The 23,292-nt window shown below is 45.7% G+C and carries 27 protein-coding genes; all 27 read right to left on the minus strand.

Annotated features, from left to right (window positions below; genetic code table 11):
* Positions 1–3 precede the first annotated feature (3 nt).
* The 27 genes from rplF to rplK all read right to left on the minus strand — a co-directional run bounded on the left by rplF (position 4) and on the right by rplK (position 23,279).
* Positions 4–537: a 50S ribosomal protein L6 gene (gene rplF / locus E0D71_RS16930; RefSeq protein WP_133004492.1), complete on the minus strand. Its 534-nt coding sequence runs from the start codon at positions 535–537 to the stop codon at positions 4–6.
* Between the two features lie 8 nt (positions 538–545).
* Entirely contained in the window at positions 546–938 is a 393-nt protein-coding gene (rpsH, locus tag E0D71_RS16935; protein ID WP_133004493.1) for a 30S ribosomal protein S8, read from the minus strand.
* A gap of 128 nt (positions 939–1,066) precedes the next feature.
* Positions 1,067–1,372, minus strand: coding sequence for a 30S ribosomal protein S14 (gene rpsN, locus E0D71_RS16940; protein WP_133004494.1), 306 nt, complete (start codon positions 1,370–1,372; stop codon positions 1,067–1,069).
* Between the two features lie 12 nt (positions 1,373–1,384).
* Entirely contained in the window at positions 1,385–1,924 is a 540-nt protein-coding gene (gene rplE / locus E0D71_RS16945) for a 50S ribosomal protein L5 (RefSeq protein ID WP_133004495.1), read from the minus strand.
* Between the two features lie 17 nt (positions 1,925–1,941).
* Positions 1,942–2,259: a 50S ribosomal protein L24 gene (gene rplX, locus E0D71_RS16950; protein WP_115898961.1), complete on the minus strand. Its 318-nt coding sequence runs from the start codon at positions 2,257–2,259 to the stop codon at positions 1,942–1,944.
* A gap of 17 nt (positions 2,260–2,276) precedes the next feature.
* Complete coding sequence (gene rplN / locus E0D71_RS16955) at positions 2,277–2,645, minus strand: 50S ribosomal protein L14 (RefSeq protein ID WP_113875592.1); 369 nt, start codon at positions 2,643–2,645, stop codon at positions 2,277–2,279.
* A gap of 51 nt (positions 2,646–2,696) precedes the next feature.
* Entirely contained in the window at positions 2,697–2,957 is a 261-nt protein-coding gene (rpsQ, locus tag E0D71_RS16960; protein WP_133004496.1) for a 30S ribosomal protein S17, read from the minus strand.
* Between the two features lies 1 nt (position 2,958).
* Complete coding sequence (gene rpmC / locus E0D71_RS16965; protein WP_115898959.1) at positions 2,959–3,150, minus strand: 50S ribosomal protein L29; 192 nt, start codon at positions 3,148–3,150, stop codon at positions 2,959–2,961.
* Positions 3,151–3,564: a 50S ribosomal protein L16 gene (gene rplP, locus E0D71_RS16970; RefSeq protein WP_133004497.1), complete on the minus strand. Its 414-nt coding sequence runs from the start codon at positions 3,562–3,564 to the stop codon at positions 3,151–3,153.
* A 10-nt stretch (positions 3,565–3,574) separates the two neighbouring features.
* Positions 3,575–4,255 carry a 30S ribosomal protein S3 gene (rpsC, locus tag E0D71_RS16975; protein ID WP_133004498.1) on the minus strand — a complete coding sequence of 227 codons (681 nt, stop codon included), beginning with the start codon at positions 4,253–4,255 and terminating at the stop codon, positions 3,575–3,577.
* Positions 4,256–4,269: 14 nt separating this feature from the next.
* A complete protein-coding gene (gene rplV / locus E0D71_RS16980) occupies positions 4,270–4,602 on the minus strand; it encodes a 50S ribosomal protein L22 (protein WP_133004499.1) in 333 nt (110 codons plus the stop codon).
* Positions 4,603–4,616: 14 nt separating this feature from the next.
* Positions 4,617–4,892, minus strand: a complete 276-nt coding sequence (gene rpsS / locus E0D71_RS16985) for a 30S ribosomal protein S19 (protein WP_115898955.1) — start codon at positions 4,890–4,892, stop codon at positions 4,617–4,619.
* 15 nt (positions 4,893–4,907) lie between these two features.
* Positions 4,908–5,732, minus strand: a complete 825-nt coding sequence (rplB, locus tag E0D71_RS16990) for a 50S ribosomal protein L2 (protein ID WP_133004500.1) — start codon at positions 5,730–5,732, stop codon at positions 4,908–4,910.
* 14 nt (positions 5,733–5,746) lie between these two features.
* Positions 5,747–6,043, minus strand: a complete 297-nt coding sequence (gene rplW, locus E0D71_RS16995; RefSeq protein WP_115898953.1) for a 50S ribosomal protein L23 — start codon at positions 6,041–6,043, stop codon at positions 5,747–5,749.
* A complete protein-coding gene (gene rplD / locus E0D71_RS17000; protein ID WP_133004501.1) occupies positions 6,040–6,645 on the minus strand; it encodes a 50S ribosomal protein L4 in 606 nt (201 codons plus the stop codon). Before rplD ends, rplW begins: the two co-directional genes overlap by 4 nt.
* Before the next feature lie 12 nt (positions 6,646–6,657).
* Positions 6,658–7,296: a 50S ribosomal protein L3 gene (gene rplC / locus E0D71_RS17005; protein WP_133004502.1), complete on the minus strand. Its 639-nt coding sequence runs from the start codon at positions 7,294–7,296 to the stop codon at positions 6,658–6,660.
* A 128-nt stretch (positions 7,297–7,424) separates the two neighbouring features.
* Complete coding sequence (rpsJ, locus tag E0D71_RS17010) at positions 7,425–7,736, minus strand: 30S ribosomal protein S10 (protein WP_012071937.1); 312 nt, start codon at positions 7,734–7,736, stop codon at positions 7,425–7,427.
* 207 nt (positions 7,737–7,943) lie between these two features.
* Positions 7,944–9,167, minus strand: coding sequence for an elongation factor Tu (gene tuf, locus E0D71_RS17015; protein WP_133004503.1), 1,224 nt, complete (start codon positions 9,165–9,167; stop codon positions 7,944–7,946).
* A gap of 35 nt (positions 9,168–9,202) precedes the next feature.
* Positions 9,203–11,296 (minus strand): elongation factor G, encoded by a 2,094-nt coding sequence (gene fusA / locus E0D71_RS17020; protein WP_133004504.1) that lies wholly within the window; start codon positions 11,294–11,296, stop codon positions 9,203–9,205.
* Positions 11,297–11,317: 21 nt separating this feature from the next.
* On the minus strand, positions 11,318–11,791 hold the full coding sequence (gene rpsG, locus E0D71_RS17025) for a 30S ribosomal protein S7 (protein ID WP_133004505.1): 474 nt from the start codon (positions 11,789–11,791) through the stop codon (positions 11,318–11,320).
* A 99-nt stretch (positions 11,792–11,890) separates the two neighbouring features.
* Positions 11,891–12,262 carry a 30S ribosomal protein S12 gene (gene rpsL, locus E0D71_RS17030; protein ID WP_013659444.1) on the minus strand — a complete coding sequence of 124 codons (372 nt, stop codon included), beginning with the start codon at positions 12,260–12,262 and terminating at the stop codon, positions 11,891–11,893.
* Positions 12,263–12,399: 137 nt separating this feature from the next.
* Entirely contained in the window at positions 12,400–16,602 is a 4,203-nt protein-coding gene (gene rpoC, locus E0D71_RS17035) for a DNA-directed RNA polymerase subunit beta' (protein WP_133004506.1), read from the minus strand.
* Between the two features lie 65 nt (positions 16,603–16,667).
* The gene (rpoB, locus tag E0D71_RS17040; protein WP_133004507.1) at positions 16,668–20,768 is read right to left on the minus strand and encodes a DNA-directed RNA polymerase subunit beta; all 4,101 of its coding nucleotides are present in this window, start codon (positions 20,766–20,768) and stop codon (positions 16,668–16,670) included.
* Positions 20,769–20,957: 189 nt separating this feature from the next.
* The gene (rplL, locus tag E0D71_RS17045) at positions 20,958–21,329 is read right to left on the minus strand and encodes a 50S ribosomal protein L7/L12 (RefSeq protein WP_133004508.1); all 372 of its coding nucleotides are present in this window, start codon (positions 21,327–21,329) and stop codon (positions 20,958–20,960) included.
* An 83-nt stretch (positions 21,330–21,412) separates the two neighbouring features.
* A complete protein-coding gene (rplJ, locus tag E0D71_RS17050; RefSeq protein WP_133004509.1) occupies positions 21,413–21,913 on the minus strand; it encodes a 50S ribosomal protein L10 in 501 nt (166 codons plus the stop codon).
* A gap of 230 nt (positions 21,914–22,143) precedes the next feature.
* The gene (gene rplA / locus E0D71_RS17055) at positions 22,144–22,845 is read right to left on the minus strand and encodes a 50S ribosomal protein L1 (RefSeq protein WP_133004510.1); all 702 of its coding nucleotides are present in this window, start codon (positions 22,843–22,845) and stop codon (positions 22,144–22,146) included.
* Positions 22,845–23,279, minus strand: a complete 435-nt coding sequence (gene rplK / locus E0D71_RS17060) for a 50S ribosomal protein L11 (RefSeq protein ID WP_133004511.1) — start codon at positions 23,277–23,279, stop codon at positions 22,845–22,847. The genes rplA and rplK overlap by 1 nt, the downstream gene beginning before the upstream one ends.
* Positions 23,280–23,292: the final 13 nt, after the last annotated feature.

Here is a 23,292-nt window from a genome sequence, read left to right on the forward strand (position 1 = left end):
TACCTACTTCTTCTTAGCTTCTTTACGACGAACATTTTCGTCAGCATAGCGAACACCTTTGCCTTTATATGGCTCTGGTGGACGGAAACCGCGAACTTCTGCAGCGACTTGACCAACGGCTTGCTTATCAATGCCTCTGATCACGACTTCTGTCTGTGAAGCACATTCAGCTGTAATGCCTTCAGGTAGTTCATAATCTACTGGGTGTGAAAAACCCAAAGATAGGTTAAGTACTTTGCCTTTAAGCGCAGCACGGTAACCAACACCTTGAAGAAGCAATCTTTTCTCAAAACCTTGGCTAACACCAACAACCATGTTGTTAACCAAAGCGCGAGTAGTACCAGCTAAGGCACGGCTTTGTTTTGCACCATCGCGGGCAGCGAAAGTGATAACATTTTCTTCTTTAGACACAATAACGCTTGTGTGAACAGTAAACTCTAATGAACCTTTGCCGCCTTTTACAACAACATTTTGGCCATTTAGGGTTAAATCTACACCACTAGGAAGCGTCACGGGACTATTAGCAACTCGAGACATACTAACTCCTAGAATACAGTGCAGATTACTTCGCCACCAATACCAGCAGCGCGAGCTGCTCGGTCTGTCATCACACCTTTAGAGGTAGAGATGATCGCAACACCAAGGCCAGCTTCTACTTTAGGTAAAGCAGATGTGCCTTTGTATTGACGCAAGCTTGGGCGAGATGCGCGTTTAATTTGTTCAATAACCGGCTTACCTTCGTAGTATTTCAACTCGATAGTAAGGGTCGGTTTAATCGCTTCGTCTACAGAAAAGTCACCTACGTAACCTTCTTCGCGTAGAACTGCAGCGACAGATGCCTTCATTTTTGATGAAGGCATGCTCACAGAGGTCTTTGCAGCCATCTGTGCATTACGAATACGTGTGAACATATCCGCAAGGGTATCTTGCATACTCATTAAAGAGCTCCTAATTAAAAACCATTGTGCAGCAAATAGAGCTCGCGCATAGTACACAGCAGCGGGGAGAATGTCCAGTATTTAGACACCCCACCCACTGCCATGTATTATGATAGCGCTCTACTTGCTTACCAACTAGCTTTCTTCAAGCCTGGTACATCACCGCGCATAGCTGCTTCACGCAATTTGATTCGAGACAAACCAAATTTACGATAAACACCATGTGGGCGACCCGTTATTTGACAACGGTTACGCTGGCGAGAAGAAGATGAATCGCGTGGAAGCGCTTGTAATTTAAGCGTTGCTTCCCACTTTTCATCGTCCGATGCATTAACGTCGCTAATGATCGCTTTTAGAGCAGCACGCTTTTCAGCGAACTTAGCTACTAATTTAGTACGTTTTGCTTCGCGCTGAATCATTGAGATCTTTGCCATGATTCCTACCTCTTATTTCTTGAAAGGGAAACTAAAGGCGGCTAGCAAAGCACGACCTTCTTCGTCGGTACGAGCAGTCGTTGTAATGGTGATGTCCATACCACGTACACGATCCACTTTATCGTAATCGATTTCAGGGAAGATGATCTGCTCTTTAACACCCATGCTATAGTTACCACGACCGTCGAAAGACTTAGGATTAAGTCCACGGAAGTCACGGATACGTGGAATAGCAACATCAACCAAACGGTCAAAGAAATCCCACATACGCTCACCACGTAGCGTTACTTTACAACCGATCGGGTAACCGTCACGGATTTTAAAGCCTGCTACTGATTTACGCGCCTTAGTCACTACAACTTTCTGGCCGCTAAGTGCTTCTAGATCGTTTACCGCATGTTCAAGAAGTTTCTTGTCTGCGATAGCTTCACCAACACCCATGTTCAATGTGATTTTAGTGATTTTCGGCACTTCCATCACATTCTTGTATTCAAACTCTTCAGTAAGAGCTGATACAACATTATCTTTATAAACTTGCTTAAGTCTCGCCATGGCTATAATTCTCGCTCTTAGGCGTCGATCGCTTCACTGTTTGATTTAAAGATACGTACCTTAGTACCGTCTTCATTCAATTTAAAGCCGACGCGATCCGCTTTGTCAGTAGCCTTGTTGTAGATGGCTACATTAGAAACCTGGATAGGTGCTTCTTTTTCAACGATGCCGCCAGTTGAACCCTTCATAGGGTTTGGTTTTTCGTGTTTCTTGATCATATTGATACCAGAAACAAGAACTCGGCTTTCGTCTACTACCTTAACAACAGTACCGCGTTTGCCTTTATCTTTACCAGCAATCACGATTACTTCGTCGTCACGTTTGATTTTACGCATAATGTCCCCTCTCCCTCTTACAGCACTTCAGGTGCAAGAGAAACAATTTTCATGAATTGCTCAGTTCGCAACTCACGTGTTACAGGGCCAAAGATACGAGTACCAATAGGCTGTCCTGAAGCATTCAATAGAACCGCTGAGTTTACATCAAAACGGATTACAGAACCATCAGGACGACGAACACCTTTCTTAGTTCTAACGACAACTGCGTTAAGAACCTGCCCTTTTTTAACACGACCACGAGGGATCGCTTCTTTCACTGTGACCTTAATAATGTCACCGATAGCAGCATAACGACGGTGTGAGCCACCCAGTACTTTAATACACTGAACACGCTTTGCGCCGCTGTTATCTGCAACATCAAGCATCGATTCTGTTTGAATCATTTCTGCTCTCCAATCAAGTTAGATAACAAGTCTCACGAGGGAAAAAGCAGCTTATAGAGCTGCAGTTTTCTCAATAACTTGAACCAGGTTCCAAGTCTTAGACTTAGAGTAAGGACGTGTTTCTACGACCTTAACCGTATCACCAATCTGGCACTCATTGTTTTCATCGTGAGCGTGTAGTTTAGTTGAACGACGTACGTACTTACCGTACAACGGGTGTTTCTCCGTACGTTCAACTAGTACTGTAATGGTTTTATCCATTTTGTCGCTGACTACTTTACCAGTAGCTGTACGCGCTTTTGTTTCTGCCATCTTAGTTACCTGCCTTATCATTTAGCACGGTTTTAACACGTGCGATATTGCGGCGAACTTGCGGAAGCAAATGAGTTTGCGTCAGCTGACCAGTTGCTTTCTGCATGCGCAATGTAAATTGCTCACGTAGAAGCTCAACCAAGGTCGCTTGTAGCTCTGCTACAGACTTTTCTTGCAGTTCTTTTGCTATCATCTACATCACCGTACGCGTTACGAAAGTTGTGGACAAAGGAAGTTTAGCAGCAGCTAAAGCAAACGCTTCGCGAGCTAGCTGTTCTGAAACGCCCTCAACTTCATAAAGCATCTTACCAGGTTGAATCTGTGCAACCCAGTATTCTACATTACCCTTACCTTTACCCTGACGAACCTCTAGAGGTTTCTGAGTAATCGGCTTATCAGGGAACACACGAATCCAAATTTTACCACCACGTTTGATGTGACGAGTCATTGCACGACGCGCCGCCTCAATTTGACGAGCAGTAATACGACCACGTTCAGTGGACTTTAATCCGAATTCACCAAAGCTAACTTGGTTACCGCGAAGGGCAAGACCGCGGTTACGGCCTTTCATCATCTTGCGGAACTTAGTACGTTTCGGTTGTAACATGACTTACCCCCTACTTAGACTTCTTCTTTTGTGCGCCTTTGTCAGCTCGCACTTGCTCAATACCGCCCAAGATTTCGCCTTTGAAGATCCACACTTTAACACCAATGATGCCGTAAGTTGTGTTTGCTTCATAAGTAGCGTAGTCAATGTCAGCGCGTAGAGTGTGTAGAGGCACGCGGCCTTCACGGTACCACTCAGCACGTGCAATTTCAGCACCGCCTAGACGACCACTTACCTGAACCTTGATACCTTTCGCGCCTGCACGCATAGCGTTCTGTACTGCACGCTTCATCGCACGACGGAACATAACACGACGCTCTAATTGGCTAGCAATATTTTGCGCAACCAATTTCGCATCCATTTCAGGCTTACGAATTTCTTCGATGTTGATGTGAACAGGAACGCCCATCATCTCAGAAACTGCATTACGTAGTTTCTCAACATCTTCGCCTTTCTTACCAATTACAATACCTGGACGGGCAGTGTAAATAGTAATGCGAGCTGTTTGAGCAGGACGCTGAATCTCGATACGAGAAACAGAAGCCTGAACCAATTTTTTCTCCAAGAACTTACGAACCTGAAGATCGTTTAATAACAGCTTAGAATAGTTCTGATTGTTCGCATACCAAGTAGAAGTATGATCTTTAACAATCCCTAAGCGTATTCCAGTTGGATGAACCTTCTGACCCATTGGGTTTCTCCTAATTAGTCAGCGACTTTAACTGTAATATGGCAACCGCGTTTAAGAATACGGTCAGCACGGCCTTTAGCACGTGGCTTAATACGTTTCAGAGTCATAGCCTCATCAACATACGCCGTAGATACACGCAAGTCATCAACATCAGCACCTTCGTTATGCTCAGCATTTGCTACAGCAGACTCTAGTACTTTTTTGACAATTACTGCCGCCTTCTTAGGACTGAACGCTAAGATGTTCAGTGCTTCGCTAACAGATTTGCCGCGGATTTGATCTACAACCAAACGGGCCTTCTGCGCTGAGAGGCGAGCACCTTTTAATGAAGCGCTTACTTCACTCATATTAATACTCCTAATTACCGTTTGGCTTTCTTGTCCGCAGCGTGACCACGATATGTACGGGTCGGAGCGAACTCACCCAATTTATGACCGACCATGTCTTCAGTTACAAGAACTGGAACATGTTGGCGACCATTATGGACAGCGATAGTCAACCCTACAAAATCAGGGAAGATAGTAGAACGGCGTGACCAAGTCTTAATTGGACGGCGTTCATTTTTCTCTACCGCAGCCTCTACCTTTTTCAACAAATGAAGGTCGATAAAAGGACCTTTTTTTAGTGAACGTGGCACAGTCGTTTCCTCTTATTACTTAGTACGGCGACGTACAATAAGTTTATCAGTACGCTTGTTGCTGCGCGTTTTGTAACCTTTAGTAGGCACACCCCATGGTGTAACTGGGTGACGACCACCTTTGCTACGACCTTCACCACCACCATGTGGGTGATCAACTGGGTTCATCGCTGCACCGCGGACGGTAGGACGAACACCACGCCAACGCGTAGCACCAGCTTTACCAAGAACTCGCAAGCTATGCTCAGAGTTTGATACTTCACCTAAAGTAGCGCGACATTCCGTCAAGACTTTACGCATTTCACCAGAACGTAGGCGAAGAGTAACGTAACGACCTTCACGAGCAACTAGCTGAGCAGAAGCACCGGCTGAACGTGCAACTTGTGCACCTTTACCTGGCTTAAGCTCGATACAGTGAACGGTACTACCAACTGGGATATTTTGCAGAGGCAAAGTATTACCCGCTTTGATAGGCGCATCTGCACCACTAAAAACAACATTGCCAGCTACCATACCTTTAGAAGCGATAATGTAACGACGCTCACCATCAGCATATCTAACCAATGCAATATTTGCAGAACGGTTTGGATCATATTCCAAACGCTCAACTACCGCAGAAATTCCGTCTTTGTTACGACGAAAATCAACCATACGGTAATGCTGCTTATGACCACCACCTACGTGACGCGTAGTGATGCGTCCGTTATTGTTACGTCCACCTGATTTGCTCTTTTTAGAAAGCAAAGGTGCATATGGCGCGCCTTTGTGCAAATCGTTGTTGGTAACTTTAACAACGTGACGACGGCCTGCAGACGTTGGCTTACTTTTTACAACAGCCATTGACCTATCTCCCCTTATTCAGCGACCATGAAGTCAATTTCTTGGCCTTCAGCCAAACGTACGTACGCTTTTTTCACGTCACTACGCTTGCCTAGACCACGAACTGTACGCTTAGTTTTACCTTTTTGGTTCAACGTGCGAACAGACTCAACTTTGACTTCAAAAAGCGCTTCGATAGCTTTTTTGATTTCAGGTTTCGTTGCATCACCAGTAACACGAAAAACGTACTGACCGTTTCCTTCAGAAACGATAGTTGCTTTTTCGGAAATGTGTGGACCCAACAGAACTTTATAAATGCGTTCGCCGATCATGCTAGTGTCTCCTCAACTTGTTTCAGAGCACCAACTGTCACCAACACTTTGTCGTAAGCAATCAAGCTAACAGGGTCGATAGACGCTGCATCACGCACATCTACGTTTGGAATGTTACGAGCTGCTAAAAACAGGTTATCGTCCAATTCATGGGAGATAATCAAAGCATTCTCAACATTCAATTCTGTCATTTTGGCTTTGAAGAGCTTAGTTTTTGGAGCTTCCAATTTAAGTTCTTCAACAACAACAAGGCGGTCTTGACGTACTAATTCAGACCAGATGGTGCGCATTGCTGCACGATACATCTTCTTGTTTACTTTCTGAGAGTGATCTTGTGGTTTCGCAGCGAAGGTAACACCACCAGAGCGCCATAGAGGGCTACGGATAGTACCTGCACGTGCACGACCAGAACCTTTTTGTTTCCAAGGTTTGCGTCCGCCACCGGCCACTTCAGAGCGTGTTTTCTGTGCGCGTGATCCTTGACGAGCGCCAGCCAAGTAAGCCGTAACTACTTGGTGTACTAGTGCTTCGTTGTATTCACGAGCAAAGGCTACTTCAGAAACTTCGATAGTTCCTTCTGCGCCTGTAAGATTCAAGTTCATTGTCTACCCCTCTTAGCGAGCTTTAACAGCTGATTGAAGAATAACATCACCGTTTACAGCGCCAGGTACCGCACCTTTCACAAGGATAAGGTTACGTTCTGTATCAACACGAACTACTTCTAAAGACTGAGTAGTTACTTGTGCTGCGCCCATGTGTCCTGCCATCTTCTTGCCTTTCCAAACACGACCAGGTGTTTGACATTGGCCGATAGAACCAGGTGCACGGTGAGACAATGAGTTACCATGTGTAGCGTCTTGCATACTGAAATTATGACGCTTGATGGCACCTTGAAAACCTTTACCTTTAGATTGACCAGTTACATCAACCATAGAGATAGATTCGAAATCAGCTACAGTCAGTTCATCACCAACATTGATTTCTTTTTCATCACCTGCCAGGCGGAACTCCCACAAACCACGACCTGCTTCAACTGTCGCTTTTGCAAAGTGACCTGCAGCAGCTTTAGTGACGCGGCTCGAACGGCGAGTACCAACAGTAACTTGAACAGCTTGGTAGCCGTCAGTTTCTGTCGTTTTCACCTGAGTAACGCGGTTCGGTTCAACCTCGATGACGGTTACTGGCACGGATACACCATCTTCATTGAAGATACGTGTCATACCGGCTTTGCGTCCGACTAATTGAATAGTCATTTTTTACCTCATTTGCCAGTTGTGTACGGGGCTATCACCCGCTACGGCTGGTCATTCCAGACCATTCCACTAATGTGCATAAGCCGACTGATAACCAGTCGGTTCTCGCACCCCAAAACTTTGAGTTATTAACCCAAAGAGATTTGTACTTCCACGCCTGCCGCAAGATCTAGTTTCATTAGAGCATCAACTGTTTTTTCAGTTGGTTCAACAATGTCTAGAACACGTTTGTGTGTACGGATTTCATACTGATCACGCGCATCTTTGTTTACGTGTGGAGAAATCAATACTGTGTAACGCTCTTTGCGAGTAGGAAGTGGAATCGGTCCACGTACTTGCGCACCTGTGCGTTTCGCTGTGTCCACAATTTCTTGTGTTGAAGCATCGATCAGACGATGATCAAACGCTTTCAAACGAATACGGATTTTTTGGCTTTGCATTTCCAACTCCAAATACAATGTTTTGATAACTTAACTGTACATTTGTTAAGCTAACATCCTTTTTTAAGGACGGCGAATATTAGCTATTCGAAAACTGGTTGTCAAGTAACCAATTCTGAAAGAATAAAATTTGCCAACAAATAAAAAAGGCCACTCGAAAATCGAGCGGCCTTTTCCTAGCTCTTAACAATTAATTCGAAGAATCAATTATTTTAGAACTTTAGCTACAACGCCCGCACCAACTGTACGACCACCTTCACGAATCGCGAAACGTAGACCTTCGTCCATCGCGATTGGGTGAATTAGGGTAACAGTCATCTGGATGTTATCACCAGGCATAACCATTTCAACGCCTTCTGGAAGCTCACAAGCACCAGTTACGTCAGTTGTACGGAAGTAGAACTGTGGACGGTAACCTTTGAAGAATGGAGTGTGACGACCACCTTCATCTTTACCCAACACGTATACTTCTGCAGTGAACTCAGTGTGTGGAGTGATAGAACCAGGCTTAGCCAATACTTGACCGCGCTGAACGTCATCACGTTTAGTACCACGTAGAAGAACACCACAGTTTTCGCCAGCACGACCTTCGTCTAGAAGCTTACGGAACATCTCAACGCCAGTACAAGTTGTTTTCGTAGTATCTTTGATACCAACGATTTCAACTTCTTCACCAACTTTAACGATACCGCGTTCTACACGACCAGTAACTACTGTACCACGACCTTGAATAGAGAATACATCTTCGATAGGCATGATGAATGCACCGTCGATTGCACGCTCTGGCTCAGGGATGTAAGAGTCAAGAGTTTCAACAAGTTTCTTAACAGCAGTAGTACCCATTTCGTTGTCGTCTTCGCCGTTCAATGCCATCAAAGCAGAACCTGGGATGATTGGAGTATCATCGCCTGGGAAGTCGTATTCAGAAAGAAGGTCACGCAATTCCATTTCAACCAACTCTAGCATTTCAGCGTATTCTTCAGAATCCGCACCGCCACAGTCTTCAGCCAACAAGTCAGCTTTGTTTAGGAAAACTACGATGTAAGGTACACCTACTTGACGAGAAAGAAGGATGTGCTCACGAGTCTGAGGCATAGGGCCGTCAGTCGCACCACATACTAGGATCGCGCCGTCCATTTGAGCAGCACCAGTGATCATGTTTTTAACATAATCGGCGTGTCCAGGACAGTCTACGTGTGCGTAGTGACGAGATGGAGAATCGTACTCTACGTGAGAAGTAGAGATAGTGATACCGCGCTCACGTTCTTCTGGAGCATTATCGATACCGTCAAAAGCAACAGCGGTTCCGCCGAATACTTCTGCACATACACGAGTTAGTGCTGCAGTTAGTGTTGTTTTACCGTGGTCAACGTGACCGATAGTACCAACGTTAACGTGTGGTTTATTACGTTCGAATTTACTCTTTGCCATGATACATACACCTTAAGAATTAGTAAGTATGATGATTAATCTTCATTTTTGATGATCGCGTCTGCCACACTAGCTGGTGCTTCAGCGTATTTCTCAAATTCCATCGCATAACTTGCACGCCCTTGCGACAAGCTACGCACGTCGGTTGCATACCCAAACATCTCACCCAAAGGCACTTCCGCTCGAATAATTTTACCAGACGGGGAATCGTCCATCCCCTGTACAAGACCACGACGACGATTCAGGTCACCCATCACATCGCCCATGTATTCTTCAGGAGTAACAACTTCCACTTTCATTACAGGCTCAAGAACGCAAGGGTCAGCATCAACTGCCCCTTTCTTTAAGCCTTGAGAAGCTGCAATTTTAAAGGCCATTTCATTGGAGTCAACATCATGGAATGAACCATCAAACAATACGACCTTGATACCCAATAAAGGGAAACCAGCGATCACACCATTTTTCATTTGCTCCGAAACACCCTTTTCTATTGCAGGGATGTATTCTTTAGGAATAGCACCACCAACAATCTCGTTAACGAACTCAAGTCCTTCCTTATCGGTTGGAATCAACTTCATTACGACGTGACCATATTGACCACGACCACCAGATTGACGTGCAAATTTGTGATTAATCGTCACTTCTTTGCGAATTTTCTCCCGGTAGGAAACCTGAGGCTTACCAATGTTCGCCTCCACCTTGAACTCGCGACGCATACGGTCAACAAGGATATCGAGGTGCAGTTCACCCATACCAGAAATAATCGTCTGCCCGGTCTCTTCATGTGTTTCCACACGAAAAGATGGATCTTCTTGCGCTAATTTACCTAACGCAATCCCCATCTTCTCTTGGTCAGCTTGAGATTTAGGCTCAACCGCAACCGAGATAACAGGCTCTGGAAATTCCATGCGCTCAAGTACCACCACATCCTTCATGTCACAAAGCGTATCACCTGTAGTGACATCTTTCATACCGATAGCGGCAGCGATGTCCCCAGCAAGCACTTCTTTGATCTCTTCACGATTATTGGCGTGCATTTGAACCATTCGGCCGACACGTTCACGCTTCTGTTTGACAGAGTTGTAAACCGCATCGCCTGTTTTTAGTACACCGGAGTACACTCGCATAAAGGTTAGCGTTCCGACAAATGGATCTGTCGCAATTTTAAACGCTAACGCAGAGAAAGGTGCGCTGTCATCCGCTTCACGGGTAACGACGGTCTCACCATCTTCAAGCGTACCTTCAATTGCCTTAACTTCAACAGGAGAAGGCATGTACTCAATAACGGCGTCCAGGACAGCCTGAACCCCCTTATTCTTAAACGCAGAACCGCAGGTCACCAAGACAACTTCATTGGCTAATGTGCGAGCACGCAAACCGGCTTTGATATCCTCAACAGACAACTCACCTTCTTCAAGGTATTTGTCCATCAACTCTTCATTCGCCTCTGCAGCCTCTTCTACTAATTTCTCACGCCACTCATTCGCATCATCAAGGAGATCACTAGGAATGTCTTCTAAAGTAAAAGTCATCCCATGATCTTCTTCATTCCAGCGAATCGCCTTCATGAGAATCAAATCAACAACACCTTGGAAATCTTCCTCAGCGCCAATGTTCATTTGAATTGGTACCGCGTTCGCACCGAGACGGTCTTTTAATTGACGTACCACAGAGAAATAATCGGCACCCGTACGGTCCATCTTATTGACGAACACCATACGAGGCACTTCATATTTGTTTGCTTGACGCCAAACCGTTTCAGTTTGAGGCTGAACACCAGAAGAACCACAAAGCACAACCACCGCGCCATCTAGAACACGCAAAGAACGTTCCACTTCAATTGTGAAATCTACGTGCCCTGGCGTATCAATGATGTTGATACGGTGCTGATCGAACTGTTTACTCATTCCGCTCCAGAAGCAAGTTGTTGCTGCTGACGTTATGGTAATACCACGCTCTTGCTCTTGCTCCATCCAATCCATTGTTGCGGCACCATCATGCACCTCACCAATTTTATGGGACAAACCAGTATAGAAAAGAACGCGTTCAGTTGTCGTCGTTTTACCCGCATCAACATGCGCACAGATACCGATATTTCGGTAGCGGTTGATAGGTGTCTTACGTGCCACTGTCTTTGTTGCTCCGGTCTATTAGAAACGGTAGTGAGAGAATGCTTTGTTAGCTTCTGCCATACGGTGAACGTCTTCACGTTTCTTAACAGCAGAACCTTTATTCTCAGATGCATCTAGAATTTCACCTGCTAGACGTAGAGCCATGGATTTTTCACCACGCTTACGAGACGCTTCAACCAACCAACGCATAGACAATGCTGAACGGCGAGCTGGACGTACTTCTACAGGGACTTGGTAAGTCGCACCACCAACACGGCGAGATTTAACCTCAACCATTGGCTGGATAGATTCTAGTGCTTTCTCGAAGATCGCCATTGGATCTTCAGATTTAGCGCGGGTTGCAACTGTGTTTAGTGCATTGTAAACAATGCTTTCAGCTACAGATTTTTTGCCACTAACCATTACATGGTTGATGAACTTAGCAAGAAGTTGGCTTCCGTGTTTAGGATCAGGAAGAACTTCACGCTTAGCGACTACGCGTCTTCTAGGCATGTCTATATCCTCTTCAGGTTCGCCCGAGACAATACAATTATTGCTCGGCCTTACTGTATTAAAAAATTATGTCTAAACGGTGACTTAAGCAGTATTAACTTACTTAGGACGTTTAGTACCGTATTTAGAACGGCCTTGCTTACGATTTTGTACGCCTGAAGTATCCAAGCTACCACGTACTGTGTGGTAACGAACACCCGGTAGATCTTTTACACGACCGCCGCGAATCAGCACTACGCTGTGTTCTTGCAGGTTGTGACCTTCACCACCGATGTATGAAGTTACTTCGAAGCCGTTAGTCAAGCGAACACGACATACTTTACGCAAAGCCGAGTTAGGCTTTTTAGGTGTAGTAGTATATACGCGTGTGCAGACACCGCGGCGTTGCGGACAAGCTTGTAACGCAGGAACGTCACTCTTTGCCACTTTACGTTTACGTGGTTTACGAACCAACTGGTTAACGGTTGCCATTAAACAAGCTCCACAGATCCAATACTTATGGCGGAAATCGCCAAAATTTAGGAGGCGCAAGTGTAATTTGCGCCTATAAAACAGTCAATAGGGAGGCGACTAAAAAATCACCTCCCTCGCGATTTAGCAGCGATTAACTAGTCTTTCAGTGCTGCACTCAGTGCTTCTTCTACATCAGAGGCACTAATTGAGGCACTTCCTTCCTTCGCTGCCAGCGCAAGCTCTTTTTTACGCTTACGCTCATTGTGGTAAGCCAAACCAGTACCAGCTGGAATCAGACGACCTACTACAACGTTTTCCTTCAAGCCACGTAAGTGATCTTTCTTACCAGTTACCGCACCTTCTGTTAAGACTCGAGTTGTCTCTTGGAAAGATGCTGCTGATATAAAGGACTCAGTAGCCAAAGAAGCTTTAGTGATACCTAGAAGTACACGTTCGAACTTGGCAGTAAATTTACCTTCTGCTTCTGCTTTCTCGTTTGCATCTAGAAGTTGAGTTAATTCAACTTGGTCACCTTGGATAAGATCTGTATCACCAGACTCACCAACATCTACTTTACGCAGCATCTGACGAACGATAACTTCAATGTGCTTATCGTTAATCACAACGCCTTGTAAGCGGTAAACTTCTTGTACTTCATTAGTGATGTAATCAGCCAGAGCTTCTACACCTTGAAGACGCAAGATATCATGAGGGCTCAAAGGACCGTCGGCAATGATCTCGCCTTTTGCCACTTCTTCACCATCAAAGATGTTGATTTGACGCCACTTAGGAATCAATGTCTCAATTGGGTCACTGCCATCTTGTGGCGTAACAACCAAACGGATCTTACCTTTTGTTTCTTTACCGAAGCTAACCACACCCGTTGCTTCCGCCATAACAGCTGGATCTTTCGGACGACGTGCTTCGAATAGGTCTGCCACTCGTGGCAAACCACCGGTGATATCTTTGTTACCTTGTGATTCCTGAGGAATACGAGCCAACACTTCACCAGATTTAACGGTTGCACCATGATCAAGGCTCAACAATGCTTTTTCAGGCAGCATGTACTGAACAGGAGAATCGGTTCCTGGAATCAATACTGGATTGCCTTCCGCATCTACCACCGAGATCATAGGGCGTAGATCTTTACCCGCTGTTGGACGATCGCGAATTTCCATAACTTCAATGGTGGTTAGACCCGTCATTTCGTCAGATTGGCGACGAATAGTAACGTTCTCTTCCATACCGCTGAACTCAAGACGACCTTCCATCTCAGATACGATTGGGTGTGTGTGTGGATCCCAGTTAGCAACGATTTGACCCGCTGTTACTTGATCCCCTTCACGCACACTCAACACAGCACCGTAAGGAAGTTTATAACGCTCTTTCTCACGACCAGCTTCATCAGCAATCGCCAATTCAGAAGAACGAGAAGCAACAACCAAATGTCCTGTGTGACGCTCGATACTCTTCATTTTATTAAAACGAACTGTACCCGCGCTCTTAACTTGTACACTGTCTACAGCAGAAGCTCGAGACGCCGCACCACCGATGTGGAAGGTACGCATCGTTAACTGTGTACCCGGCTCACCGATGGATTGTGCTGCCACAACACCGATCGCTTCACCGATATTTACTTGATGTCCACGAGCCAAGTCACGACCGTAACACTTCGCACATACTCCATGACGAGTATCACAAGTGATTACAGAGCGGATAAGCATTTCGTCAACACCAGCCGCTTCGATAGTACGAACGTTATGCTCGTCAATCAAAGTACCAGCAGGAAGTACTTCATTGCCCTTAGCGTCCATCACGTCTTGAGCAACAACACGACCCAATACACGATGACCTAGTGGAACAACAACATCACCACCTTCGATCATAGCTGCAACGGAAATACCGTTTGTGGAACCACAATCTACTTCAGTGATAACCAAATCTTGCGCAACGTCTACAAGACGACGCGTCAAATAACCAGAGTTGGCTGTTTTCAATGCGGTATCGGCAAGACCCTTACGAGCACCGTGAGTGGAGGTAAAGTACTGAAGTACGGATAGACCTTCACGGAAGTTCGCTGTGATCGGTGTCTCGATGATGGAACCATCCGGTTTCGCCATCAAACCACGCATACCACCCAACTGACGCATCTGAGCAACACTACCCCGGGCACCGGAGTCGGCCATCATATAAACTGAGTTGAAAGATTGTTGTTCAACCGTTTCACCCGCTTTATTGACCGTGGTCTCTTTTGCCAAGTTTTTCATCATAGCTTCAGTTACGGTTTCGTTTGTACGAGACCATAAATCGATTACTTTGTTGTACTTCTCGCCTTGTGTTACAAGACCATCCGCATATTGGTATTCGATTTCTTTAACTTCCGCTTCTGCTTTCGCGATGATCGCTGCTTTTTCTGGTGGAATAACAAAGTCATCCACACCAACAGAAGAACCAGAGGCTGTTGCGTACGCGAAACCTGTGTACATCAATTGGTCAGCAAAGATACAGCTCTCTTTCAAGCCAACTTTACGGTAACACTCATTGATCAGGTTCGAGATTGCCTTTTTCTTCATGGTTTGGTTAACCACAGAGAACGGTAGGCCATCAGGCACGATATCAAACAGCAAAGCACGACCAACAGTAGTGTCAGCAATGAAAGTAGACGGCACTTTATCACCATCCAATGTCGTATCGACTTGGCTAATGCGTACTTTTACTTTCGCGTGCAATTCAACTTGCTTAGCACCATACGCACGGTGTACTTCTTTGATGTCAGAAAACGCCATGCCTTCACCCTTGGCATTGATTTTCTCACGAGTCATGTAGTACAGACCCAATACAACGTCCTGAGAAGGTACGATGATTGGTTCACCGTTTGCAGGTGATAGGATGTTGTTCGTAGACATCATCAAGGCACGAGCTTCAAGCTGCGCTTCAATCGTCAACGGAACGTGAACCGCCATTTGGTCACCATCGAAATCGGCGTTGTAAGCCGCACACACTAATGGGTGCAACTGAATCGCTTTACCTTCGATCAACATAGGTTCAAACGCTTGGATACCCAAACGGTGAAGTGTTGGCGCACGGTTCAACATCACTGGATGTTCACGGATAACCTCATCAAGGATATCCCACACTTCAGGTGTTTCACGCTCAACCATTTTCTTCGCTGCTTTGATCGTCGTCGCCATGCCACGAAGTTCAAGCTTAGAGAAAATGAATGGCTTGAATAGCTCAAGTGCCATTTTCTTAGGTAGACCACACTGATGTAGACGCAGTGATGGACCTACTGTGATTACAGAACGACCAGAATAGTCAACACGCTTACCTAGCAAGTTCTGACGGAAACGACCTTGTTTACCTTTGATCATATCAGCCAAAGATTTTAGAGGACGTTTGTTAGAACCAGTAATCGCGCGACCACGACGACCGTTATCAAGCAATGCATCAACAGACTCTTGCAGCATACGTTTTTCGTTACGTACGATGATGTCTGGAGCAGAAAGCTCTAACAGGCGTTTTAGACGGTTGTTACGGTTAATCACACGACGGTAAAGGTCGTTCAAATCAGACGTCGCAAAACGGCCACCTTCAAGAGGCACCAATGGACGTAAATCTGGCGGAAGAACGGGCAATACTTCTAGCACCATCCACTCTGGGTTGTTTCCAGAATGATAGAAAGCTTCAACCAGTTTAAGACGCTTAGAAAGCTTCTTAATACGAGTTTCAGAATTCGTGCTGTTTAGCTCTTCGCGCATGCGATTGATTTCTTCAGGCATTTCCAAATCGCGTAGCAACATCTGAACCGCTTCGGCACCCATACGGGCATCAAATTCGTCACCGAATTCTTCTAGCGCTTCAAAGTACTGCTCGTCGTTTAGCAACTGCCCTTTATCAAGCGTTGTCATACCTGGATCGATCACGATGAAAGATTCAAAGTACAGCACTCGCTCAATGTCACGTAGTGTCATATCTAGGATAAGACCAATACGAGACGGTAGTGATTTCAAGAACCAAATGTGCGCAACGGGTGATGCAAGCTCGATGTGACCCATGCGTTCACGACGCACTTTAGACAGAGCCACTTCAACGCCACACTTCTCACAAATAACACCGCGGTGTTTCAAACGTTTGTATTTACCACACAAACATTCATAGTCCTTAATAGGACCAAAGATTTTTGCACAGAACAGACCGTCACGTTCTGGTTTGAACGTACGGTAGTTAATAGTCTCAGGCTTCTTTACTTCACCATAAGACCATGAACGAATCATATCTGGTGATGCCAAGCCGATGCGGATTGCATCAAACTCGTCAGATTGTCCCTGTGATTTTAGAAGACCTAATAAGTCTTTCATGGATATTCGCCCCACTCGTAAGGCCGGGGAGTCTTGCTCCCCAGCAGGTCAAATGTGATTCGTGCTTATTCGGTTTCCAGCTCGATATCGATACCAAGAGAACGAATCTCTTTCACCAACACGTTGAAGGACTCAGGCATGCCAGGTTCCATGCGATGGTCGCCATCGACGATGTTTTTATACATCTTCGTACGGCCATTCACGTCATCCGACTTAACAGTTAGCATTTCTTGAAGCGTGTAAGCGGCACCGTATGCTTCTAGTGCCCATACTTCCATCTCCCCGAAACGCTGACCACCGAACTGAGCTTTACCACCCAGCGGCTGCTGAGTAACCAAGCTGTAAGAACCGGTAGAACGTGCGTGCATCTTATCGTCAACCAAGTGGTTCAACTTAAGCATGTACATGTAACCAACCGTCACAGGACGCTCGAAAGCATCACCAGTACGGCCGTTGAACAACTTAACCTGGCCACTTTCGTTAATGCCAGCCAAGCGCAACATACGTTTGATTTCAGCTTCTTTCGCACCATCAAAGGCACCAGACGCCATTGGAACACCACCTTTCAGGTTATGCGCCAAGGTTAGAATTTCTTCGTCTGTGAAGCTATCTAGATCTTCCGTACGAGCACAACGCAAGTCGCCTTCATAGCCATTGTAGATTTCATCAAGGAAACTACGTAGCTCAGCAACCGCTTCTGCTTTTTCACGCTCTACTGCCAACATTTCGTTGATCTTACGACCCAAGCCTTTAGAAGCAGCACCTAAGTGAGTTTCCAAAACCTGACCAACGTTCATACGCGATGGAACACCAAGCGGGTTCAACACGATGTCTACTGGATCACCGTTCTCATCGTACGGCATGTCTTCAACTGGCATGATCTTAGAGATTACACCCTTGTTACCGTGACGACCGGCCATTTTATCACCAGGCTGGATACGACGTTTAATGGCAACATAGACCTTAACGATTTTAAGAACGCCAGGTGCTAGATCATCACCTGTTTGTAGCTTACGTTTCTTATCTTCGAATTTGGCATCAAGTTCTTTGCGGCGCTCAACCAAAGCCACTTGCGCTTTTTCAAGCTGCTCAGTCGCTTCTTCGTTCGCGATGCGAATCTTAAACCACTCAGGGTGATCAAGATTTGCCAAGTACTCTTCAGTAATGATCGCATTACGCGCCAATCCTGGACCGCCTTCTGCAGGTTGACCAACCAAGGTTTCAGCAAGACGCTCAAACGTAGCTTTTTCAACAATGCGGAACTCTTCATTCAAGTCTTTACGAACTTGATCAAGTTGCGATTTTTCGATGGACTTAGCACGTTCATCTTTTTCAATACCGTCACGAGTAAAGACTTGCACATCGATAACTGTACCGCGTGTACCTGTTTTAACTCGCTGAGACGTGTCTTTCACGTCAGACGCTTTCTCACCAAAGATAGCTCGCAAAAGCTTCTCTTCAGGCGTCAGCTGTGTTTCACCTTTAGGTGTCACTTTACCAACAAGAATATCGCCAGGCTCAACTTCCGCACCGATGTAAACGATACCGGATTGATCCAGCTTAGAAAGTGCGCCTTCACCCACGTTCGGGATGTCAGAAGTGATTTCTTCAGGCCCAAGCTTAGTATCACGAGCCACACACGTTAGCTCTTGAATGTGGATCGATGTAAAACGATCTTCTTCTACAACACGCTCAGAAACAAGGATCGAGTCCTCGAAGTTGAAACCGTTCCAAGGCATGAAAGCAATACGCATGTTTTGGCCTAGAGCCAAATCACCCATATCAACAGAAGGACCGTCGGCCATGATATCGCCAGACGCTACTTTCTCACCCTTCATGACCAAAGTACGCTGGTTAATACAGGTATTTTGGTTAGAACGAACGTATTTCGTTAGGTTGTAGATATCAACACCGGCTTCACCCGCTAGCGTTTCTTCAGAGTTCACGCGAACAACGATGCGGCTTGCATCAACAGACTCAATCTCACCACCACGGCGAGCAACAATACAAACACCTGAGTCTTTTGCTACGTTCTTCTCCATACCAGTACCAACAACAGGCTTATCAGCCTTAAGCGTTGGTACGGCTTGACGTTGCATGTTCGATCCCATCAAGGCACGGTTGGCATCATCGTGCTCAAGGAACGGAATCAATGACGCCGCAACAGAAACGACCTGACGAGGAGAAACATCCATCAAGTTTACTTTCTCTTTTGGAATCAAAGTGGTTTCGTGCATATGACGCACCTGAACCAACTCATCAACCAAACGCCCTTCTTCATCTACATTCGCAGACGCTTGGGCAATAACATATTTCGCTTCATCGATCGCAGAAACATAGACTGTTTCATCGGTCATCTTGCCGTCTACAATCTTACGGTAAGGCGTTTCCAAAAAGCCGTAGCTATTGGTGCGCGCGTAAGTAGACAACGAGTTGATCAAACCGATGTTTGGTCCTTCCGGCGTTTCGATAGGACAAACACGACCATAGTGAGTGGCGTGTACGTCACGTACTTCAAAGCCTGCGCGTTCACGAGTAAGACCACCAGGCCCTAATGCAGAAACACGACGCTTGTGAGTGACTTCCGAAAGCGGGTTGTTCTGGTCCATAAATTGAGACAGCTGGCTCGAACCAAAGAATTCTTTGATTGCAGCAGCCACAGGCTTCGCATTCAAAAGATCTTGTGGCATAAGGCCATCTGCTTCTGCCATAGACAGACGCTCTTTAACAGCACGCTCAACACGAACCAAACCAACACGGAATTGGTTTTCAGCCATTTCACCAACAGAACGAACACGACGGTTACCCAAGTGATCGATGTCATCAACCATGCCATTACCGTTACGGATATCTAGCAAGGTCTTAAGAACAGCGACGATATCGTCGTTATCCAAAATACCAAGACCAGTGTCTTCGTCACGGCCTAGACGGCGGTTGAATTTCATACGACCAACGCCAGACAAGTCATAGCGGTCTTCAGAGAAGAACAAACCTTGGAACAAGCCTTCTGCTGATTCTTTGGTTGGTGGCTCGCCAGGACGCATCATACGGTAGATTTCTACCAATGCTTCCAGCTGGTTGTTTGTTGGATCAATACGAAGCGTGTCAGAAATGAATGGACCGTTGTCCAAGTCATTTGTGTACAAGGTATCGATTTCTGAGATACCTGCAGACACTAGTACTTCTAGCAATTCTACAGAAAGCTCTGTGTTTGCTTCTGCAATCAATTCACCCGTAGCAGGGTGAACCAAGTTTTTCGCCGTGACTTTACCAAGCATGTACTCTAGCGGAACAGATAAGCGCTCAAGACCCGCTTTCTCCATAACGCGAATGTGCTTAGCCGTAATACGACGACTTTCTTCAACAATGATTTCGCCGTTAGCATCAGCGATATCAAACAATGCCGTTTCGCCACGAAGACGATTCGCCACCAACTCCATTTCAAAACCGTCACGGGTTAAGAAGAAGCGAGTTGTTTCGAAGAAAGTTTCAAGAATTTGTTCCGTTCCATAACCTAAAGCACGCAGTAAGATAGTTACTGGTAGCTTACGACGACGGTCAATACGAACGAATACGCAGTCTTTTGGATCAAACTCGAAGTCCAACCAAGAACCACGATAAGGAATTACACGAGCAGAATGTAGTAGTTTGCCTGATGAGTGAGTTTTACCACGGTCGTGGTCAAAAAACACACCAGGTGAACGGTGTAATTGAGAAACGATAACACGCTCTGTACCGTTAATTACAAACGTACCATTTTCTGTCATGAGTGGAATTTCACCCATGTAGACTTCTTGCTCGCGGATGTCTTTGATGGCCTTGTTAGAGGACTCTTTATCGTAGATGATGAGTCGAACTCGAACGCGTAGAGGTGCCGCGTAAGTAATACCACGCAACTGACACTCTTTCACATCAAACACAGGTTTGCCTAAACGGTAATCGACGTATTCTAGCGCCGCATTGCCGGAAAAGCTGACCATTGGAAAGACAGATTTAAAGGCCCCATGCAGACCTAATTCCCCACGCTCTGCAAGGCTTTTGCCTTCTTGCAGAAAATTACGGTAGGACTCAAGCTGTATTGCCAGCAAGTATGGCACATCCAAAACGGGCGGCAGTTTACCGAAATCCTTACGGATACGTTTTTTCTCAGTATATGAGTAAGCCATCAGCATTCCCCAGCTTGTGCACATTGACGCAAAAGGCCCAAATCAGGCCTTACCATATATGGGAGCGTTATCTCCCACTTGAAAATTCTTTTATGTTTTATTTGAGTTTCTAGAAACCCAAAAAGGCCGGTGACAAAATGTCACCAGCCATTTCGACTTATAGGTCGAAATCTGGAAATACAAGTATCATTACTTGATTTCGACAGATGCACCAGCTTCTTCAAGAGCCGCTTTAAGTGCGTCAGCATCTTCTTTAGAAACGCCTTCTTTAACAGCAGCAGGAGCGCCGTCAACAACAGCTTTAGCTTCTTTCAAGCCAAGACCAGTTGCTGCACGAACTGCTTTGATTACGTTAACTTTCTTATCGCCAGCAGCGGTAAGGATAACGTCAAATTCAGTTTGTGCTTCAGCAGCAGCGCCAGCATCAGCAGCTGGGCCAGCAGCTACAGCAGCAGCTGCAGATACGCCGAATTTTTCTTCCATTGCTGAAATTAGTTCAACAACGTCCATCACAGACATTTCTGCTACTGCATTGATGATATCTTCTTTAGTTAGAGCCATGACTCAGATTCCTAGCATTCTTTTAAAATCACCCGTAGGCGATAAAACAAAATATTTATCAAGAAGGGTTACGGTAAACCGTATTACGCTGCTTCTTGCTCTTTTTGATCGCGAACCGCTGCAAGAGTACGTACAAACTTGCTTGTTGCGCCCTGAATAACACTCATCAGTTTCGCAATAGCTTCGTCGTAAGTAGGCAGTGTTGCCAATCGATCAATGTCGCCAGCTGGGATCAACTCACCGTTGAACGCCAACGCCTTTACTTCAAACTTGTCATTCGCTTTCGCGAACGTTTTCAACAAACGAGCAGCCGCACCTGGGTGTTCGTTAGAGAAAGCGATCAACGTAGGACCAACAAAGCTCTCAGCTAGACATTCGAAGTCAGTGCCTTCAACTGCACGGCGAGCCAAAGTGTTACGTACTACACGTACATAAACACCTGCTTCACGCGCTTCTTTACGTAGTGCTGTCATATTGCTCACGGTAACACCGCGAGAATCAGCAACTACTGCAGACAATGCAGTTTTAGCAGCTTCGCTAACTTCGGCGACAATGGCTTTTTTGTCTTCTAGACCTAATGCCACTGGTTTTCTCCTGGATTAGCAGGGAGATAACTCCCCTATTTTTTACCAACTCTTCGATTGCTCGAAGTACTTGCTGGTGAGTTAGATCCAGTAAATCTGAATCGGGCCACACCATCTGCGCAGGACAAACATTTTTCAACGTTGTTATTAAACCCTAAGGTTCCTGCGGTCTTTGACGGCCTGCACAACATATTAATGAAGGCAGACCCCAAAGCGCATGACTTAAATGCTTACTTCGTAGAAGTAAGAGCACCTAAATCAATTTGTAAGCCAGGTCCCATTGTAGAAGACAAGACTACTTTTTTCATGAAAACACCTTTAGAAGACGCAGGCTTAGCACGACGTAGGTCGGTAAGTAGCGCTTCCAAGTTGCCTCGGACAGATTCAGCAGCAAAGTCGATAGAACCGATGCCAGCGTGAATGATGCCGTTTTTATCTGTACGGTAACGAGCCTGACCTGCTTTTGCATTCTTAACTGCAGTTGCAACGTCTGGTGTTACTGTGCCAACTTTAGGGTTAGGCATTAGACCACGTGGGCCTAAGATCTGACCAAGTTGACCAACGATGCGCATTGCGTCTGGAGAAGCAATTACAACGTCAAAATCTAGGTTGCCGGCTTTAACTTGTTCAGCTAAGTCTTCAAAACCTACAACGTCAGCGCCTGCTGCTGTTGCTGCTTCGGCGTTAGCGCCTTGAGCAAATACAGCAACACGAACATCTTTACCTGTACCGTGAGGCAATACAGTAGAACCACGAACAACCTGATCAGATTTACGTGGGTCAACGCCTAGGTTTACAGATACGTCGATAGATTCTTTGAACTTAACAGTAGAAAGCTCAGACAAAAGAGCAACAGCCTCTTCAACAGAGTACAACTTAGTTGCTTCTACTTTTTCTGCGATCAAACGAGCGCGTTTAGTTAGCTTAGCCATTAGATCACACCTTCAACGTCTAGACCCATAGCGCGAGCGCTACCAGCGATTGTACGAACCGCTGCATCCATATCTGCTGCAGTCAAATCAGCCTGCTTAGCAACAACAATCTCTTCAAGTTGAGCACGAGTAACCGTACCTACTTTTTGAGTGTTTGGACGTGGTGAACCACTCTTAAGGCCTGCTGCTTTCTTAAGAAGAACAGAAGCTGGAGTAGATTTTGTTTCAAATGTGAAGCTACGGTCACTGTATACAGTGATGATAACTGGTGTTGGAAGACCAGGTTCAACGCCTTGTGTTTTGGCATTAAACGCTTTACAGAATTCCATGATGTTCACACCGTGTTGACCAAGTGCTGGACCAACTGGTGGACTTGGGTTCGCTTGACCCGCTTTAACTTGAAGCTTGATATAAGCTTGGACTTTCTTAGCCATTGTATAACTCCAG

Source organism: Marinomonas sp. KMM3893 (assembly GCF_004352855.1).
GTDB lineage: Bacteria > Pseudomonadota > Gammaproteobacteria > Pseudomonadales > Marinomonadaceae > Marinomonas > Marinomonas arenicola.

Excerpts from the sequence above, each read along its gene's own strand:
- rpsG (WP_133004505.1), bottom strand. The coding sequence starts at position 11,791 with ATGCCTAGAAGACGCGTAGTCGCTAAGCGTGAAGTTCTTCCTGATCCT.
- rplE (WP_133004495.1), bottom strand. The coding sequence starts at position 1,924 with ATGGCGAGACTTAAGCAAGTTTATAAAGATAATGTTGTATCAGCTCTT.
- rplV (WP_133004499.1), bottom strand. The coding sequence starts at position 4,602 with ATGAGTGAAGTAAGCGCTTCATTAAAAGGTGCTCGCCTCTCAGCGCAG.
- rpsQ (WP_133004496.1), bottom strand. The coding sequence starts at position 2,957 with ATGGCAGAAACAAAAGCGCGTACAGCTACTGGTAAAGTAGTCAGCGAC.
- rplF (WP_133004492.1), bottom strand. The coding sequence starts at position 537 with ATGTCTCGAGTTGCTAATAGTCCCGTGACGCTTCCTAGTGGTGTAGAT.
- rplK (WP_133004511.1), bottom strand. The coding sequence starts at position 23,279 with ATGGCTAAGAAAGTCCAAGCTTATATCAAGCTTCAAGTTAAAGCGGGT.
- rpsH (WP_133004493.1), bottom strand. The coding sequence starts at position 938 with ATGAGTATGCAAGATACCCTTGCGGATATGTTCACACGTATTCGTAAT.
- rplN (WP_113875592.1), bottom strand. The coding sequence starts at position 2,645 with ATGATTCAAACAGAATCGATGCTTGATGTTGCAGATAACAGCGGCGCA.
- rplX (WP_115898961.1), bottom strand. The coding sequence starts at position 2,259 with ATGCGTAAAATCAAACGTGACGACGAAGTAATCGTGATTGCTGGTAAA.
- rplB (WP_133004500.1), bottom strand. The coding sequence starts at position 5,732 with ATGGCTGTTGTAAAAAGTAAGCCAACGTCTGCAGGCCGTCGTCACGTT.
- rpoB (WP_133004507.1), bottom strand. The coding sequence starts at position 20,768 with ATGGCTTACTCATATACTGAGAAAAAACGTATCCGTAAGGATTTCGGT.
- rplC (WP_133004502.1), bottom strand. The coding sequence starts at position 7,296 with ATGACTATTCAATTAGTCGGACGCAAAGCCGGTATGACACGTATCTTC.
- tuf (WP_133004503.1), bottom strand. The coding sequence starts at position 9,167 with ATGGCAAAGAGTAAATTCGAACGTAATAAACCACACGTTAACGTTGGT.
- rplP (WP_133004497.1), bottom strand. The coding sequence starts at position 3,564 with ATGTTACAACCGAAACGTACTAAGTTCCGCAAGATGATGAAAGGCCGT.
- rplA (WP_133004510.1), bottom strand. The coding sequence starts at position 22,845 with ATGGCTAAGCTAACTAAACGCGCTCGTTTGATCGCAGAAAAAGTAGAA.
- rplL (WP_133004508.1), bottom strand. The coding sequence starts at position 21,329 with ATGGCTCTAACTAAAGAAGATATCATCAATGCAGTAGCAGAAATGTCT.
- rplW (WP_115898953.1), bottom strand. The coding sequence starts at position 6,043 with ATGATCGGCGAACGCATTTATAAAGTTCTGTTGGGTCCACACATTTCC.
- rpmC (WP_115898959.1), bottom strand. The coding sequence starts at position 3,150 with ATGATAGCAAAAGAACTGCAAGAAAAGTCTGTAGCAGAGCTACAAGCG.
- rpsJ (WP_012071937.1), bottom strand. The coding sequence starts at position 7,736 with ATGCAAAGCCAAAAAATCCGTATTCGTTTGAAAGCGTTTGATCATCGT.
- rplD (WP_133004501.1), bottom strand. The coding sequence starts at position 6,645 with ATGAACTTGAATCTTACAGGCGCAGAAGGAACTATCGAAGTTTCTGAA.
- rpsC (WP_133004498.1), bottom strand. The coding sequence starts at position 4,255 with ATGGGTCAGAAGGTTCATCCAACTGGAATACGCTTAGGGATTGTTAAA.
- rpsN (WP_133004494.1), bottom strand. The coding sequence starts at position 1,372 with ATGGCAAAGATCTCAATGATTCAGCGCGAAGCAAAACGTACTAAATTA.
- rpoC (WP_133004506.1), bottom strand. The coding sequence starts at position 16,602 with ATGAAAGACTTATTAGGTCTTCTAAAATCACAGGGACAATCTGACGAG.
- rpsL (WP_013659444.1), bottom strand. The coding sequence starts at position 12,262 with ATGGCAACCGTTAACCAGTTGGTTCGTAAACCACGTAAACGTAAAGTG.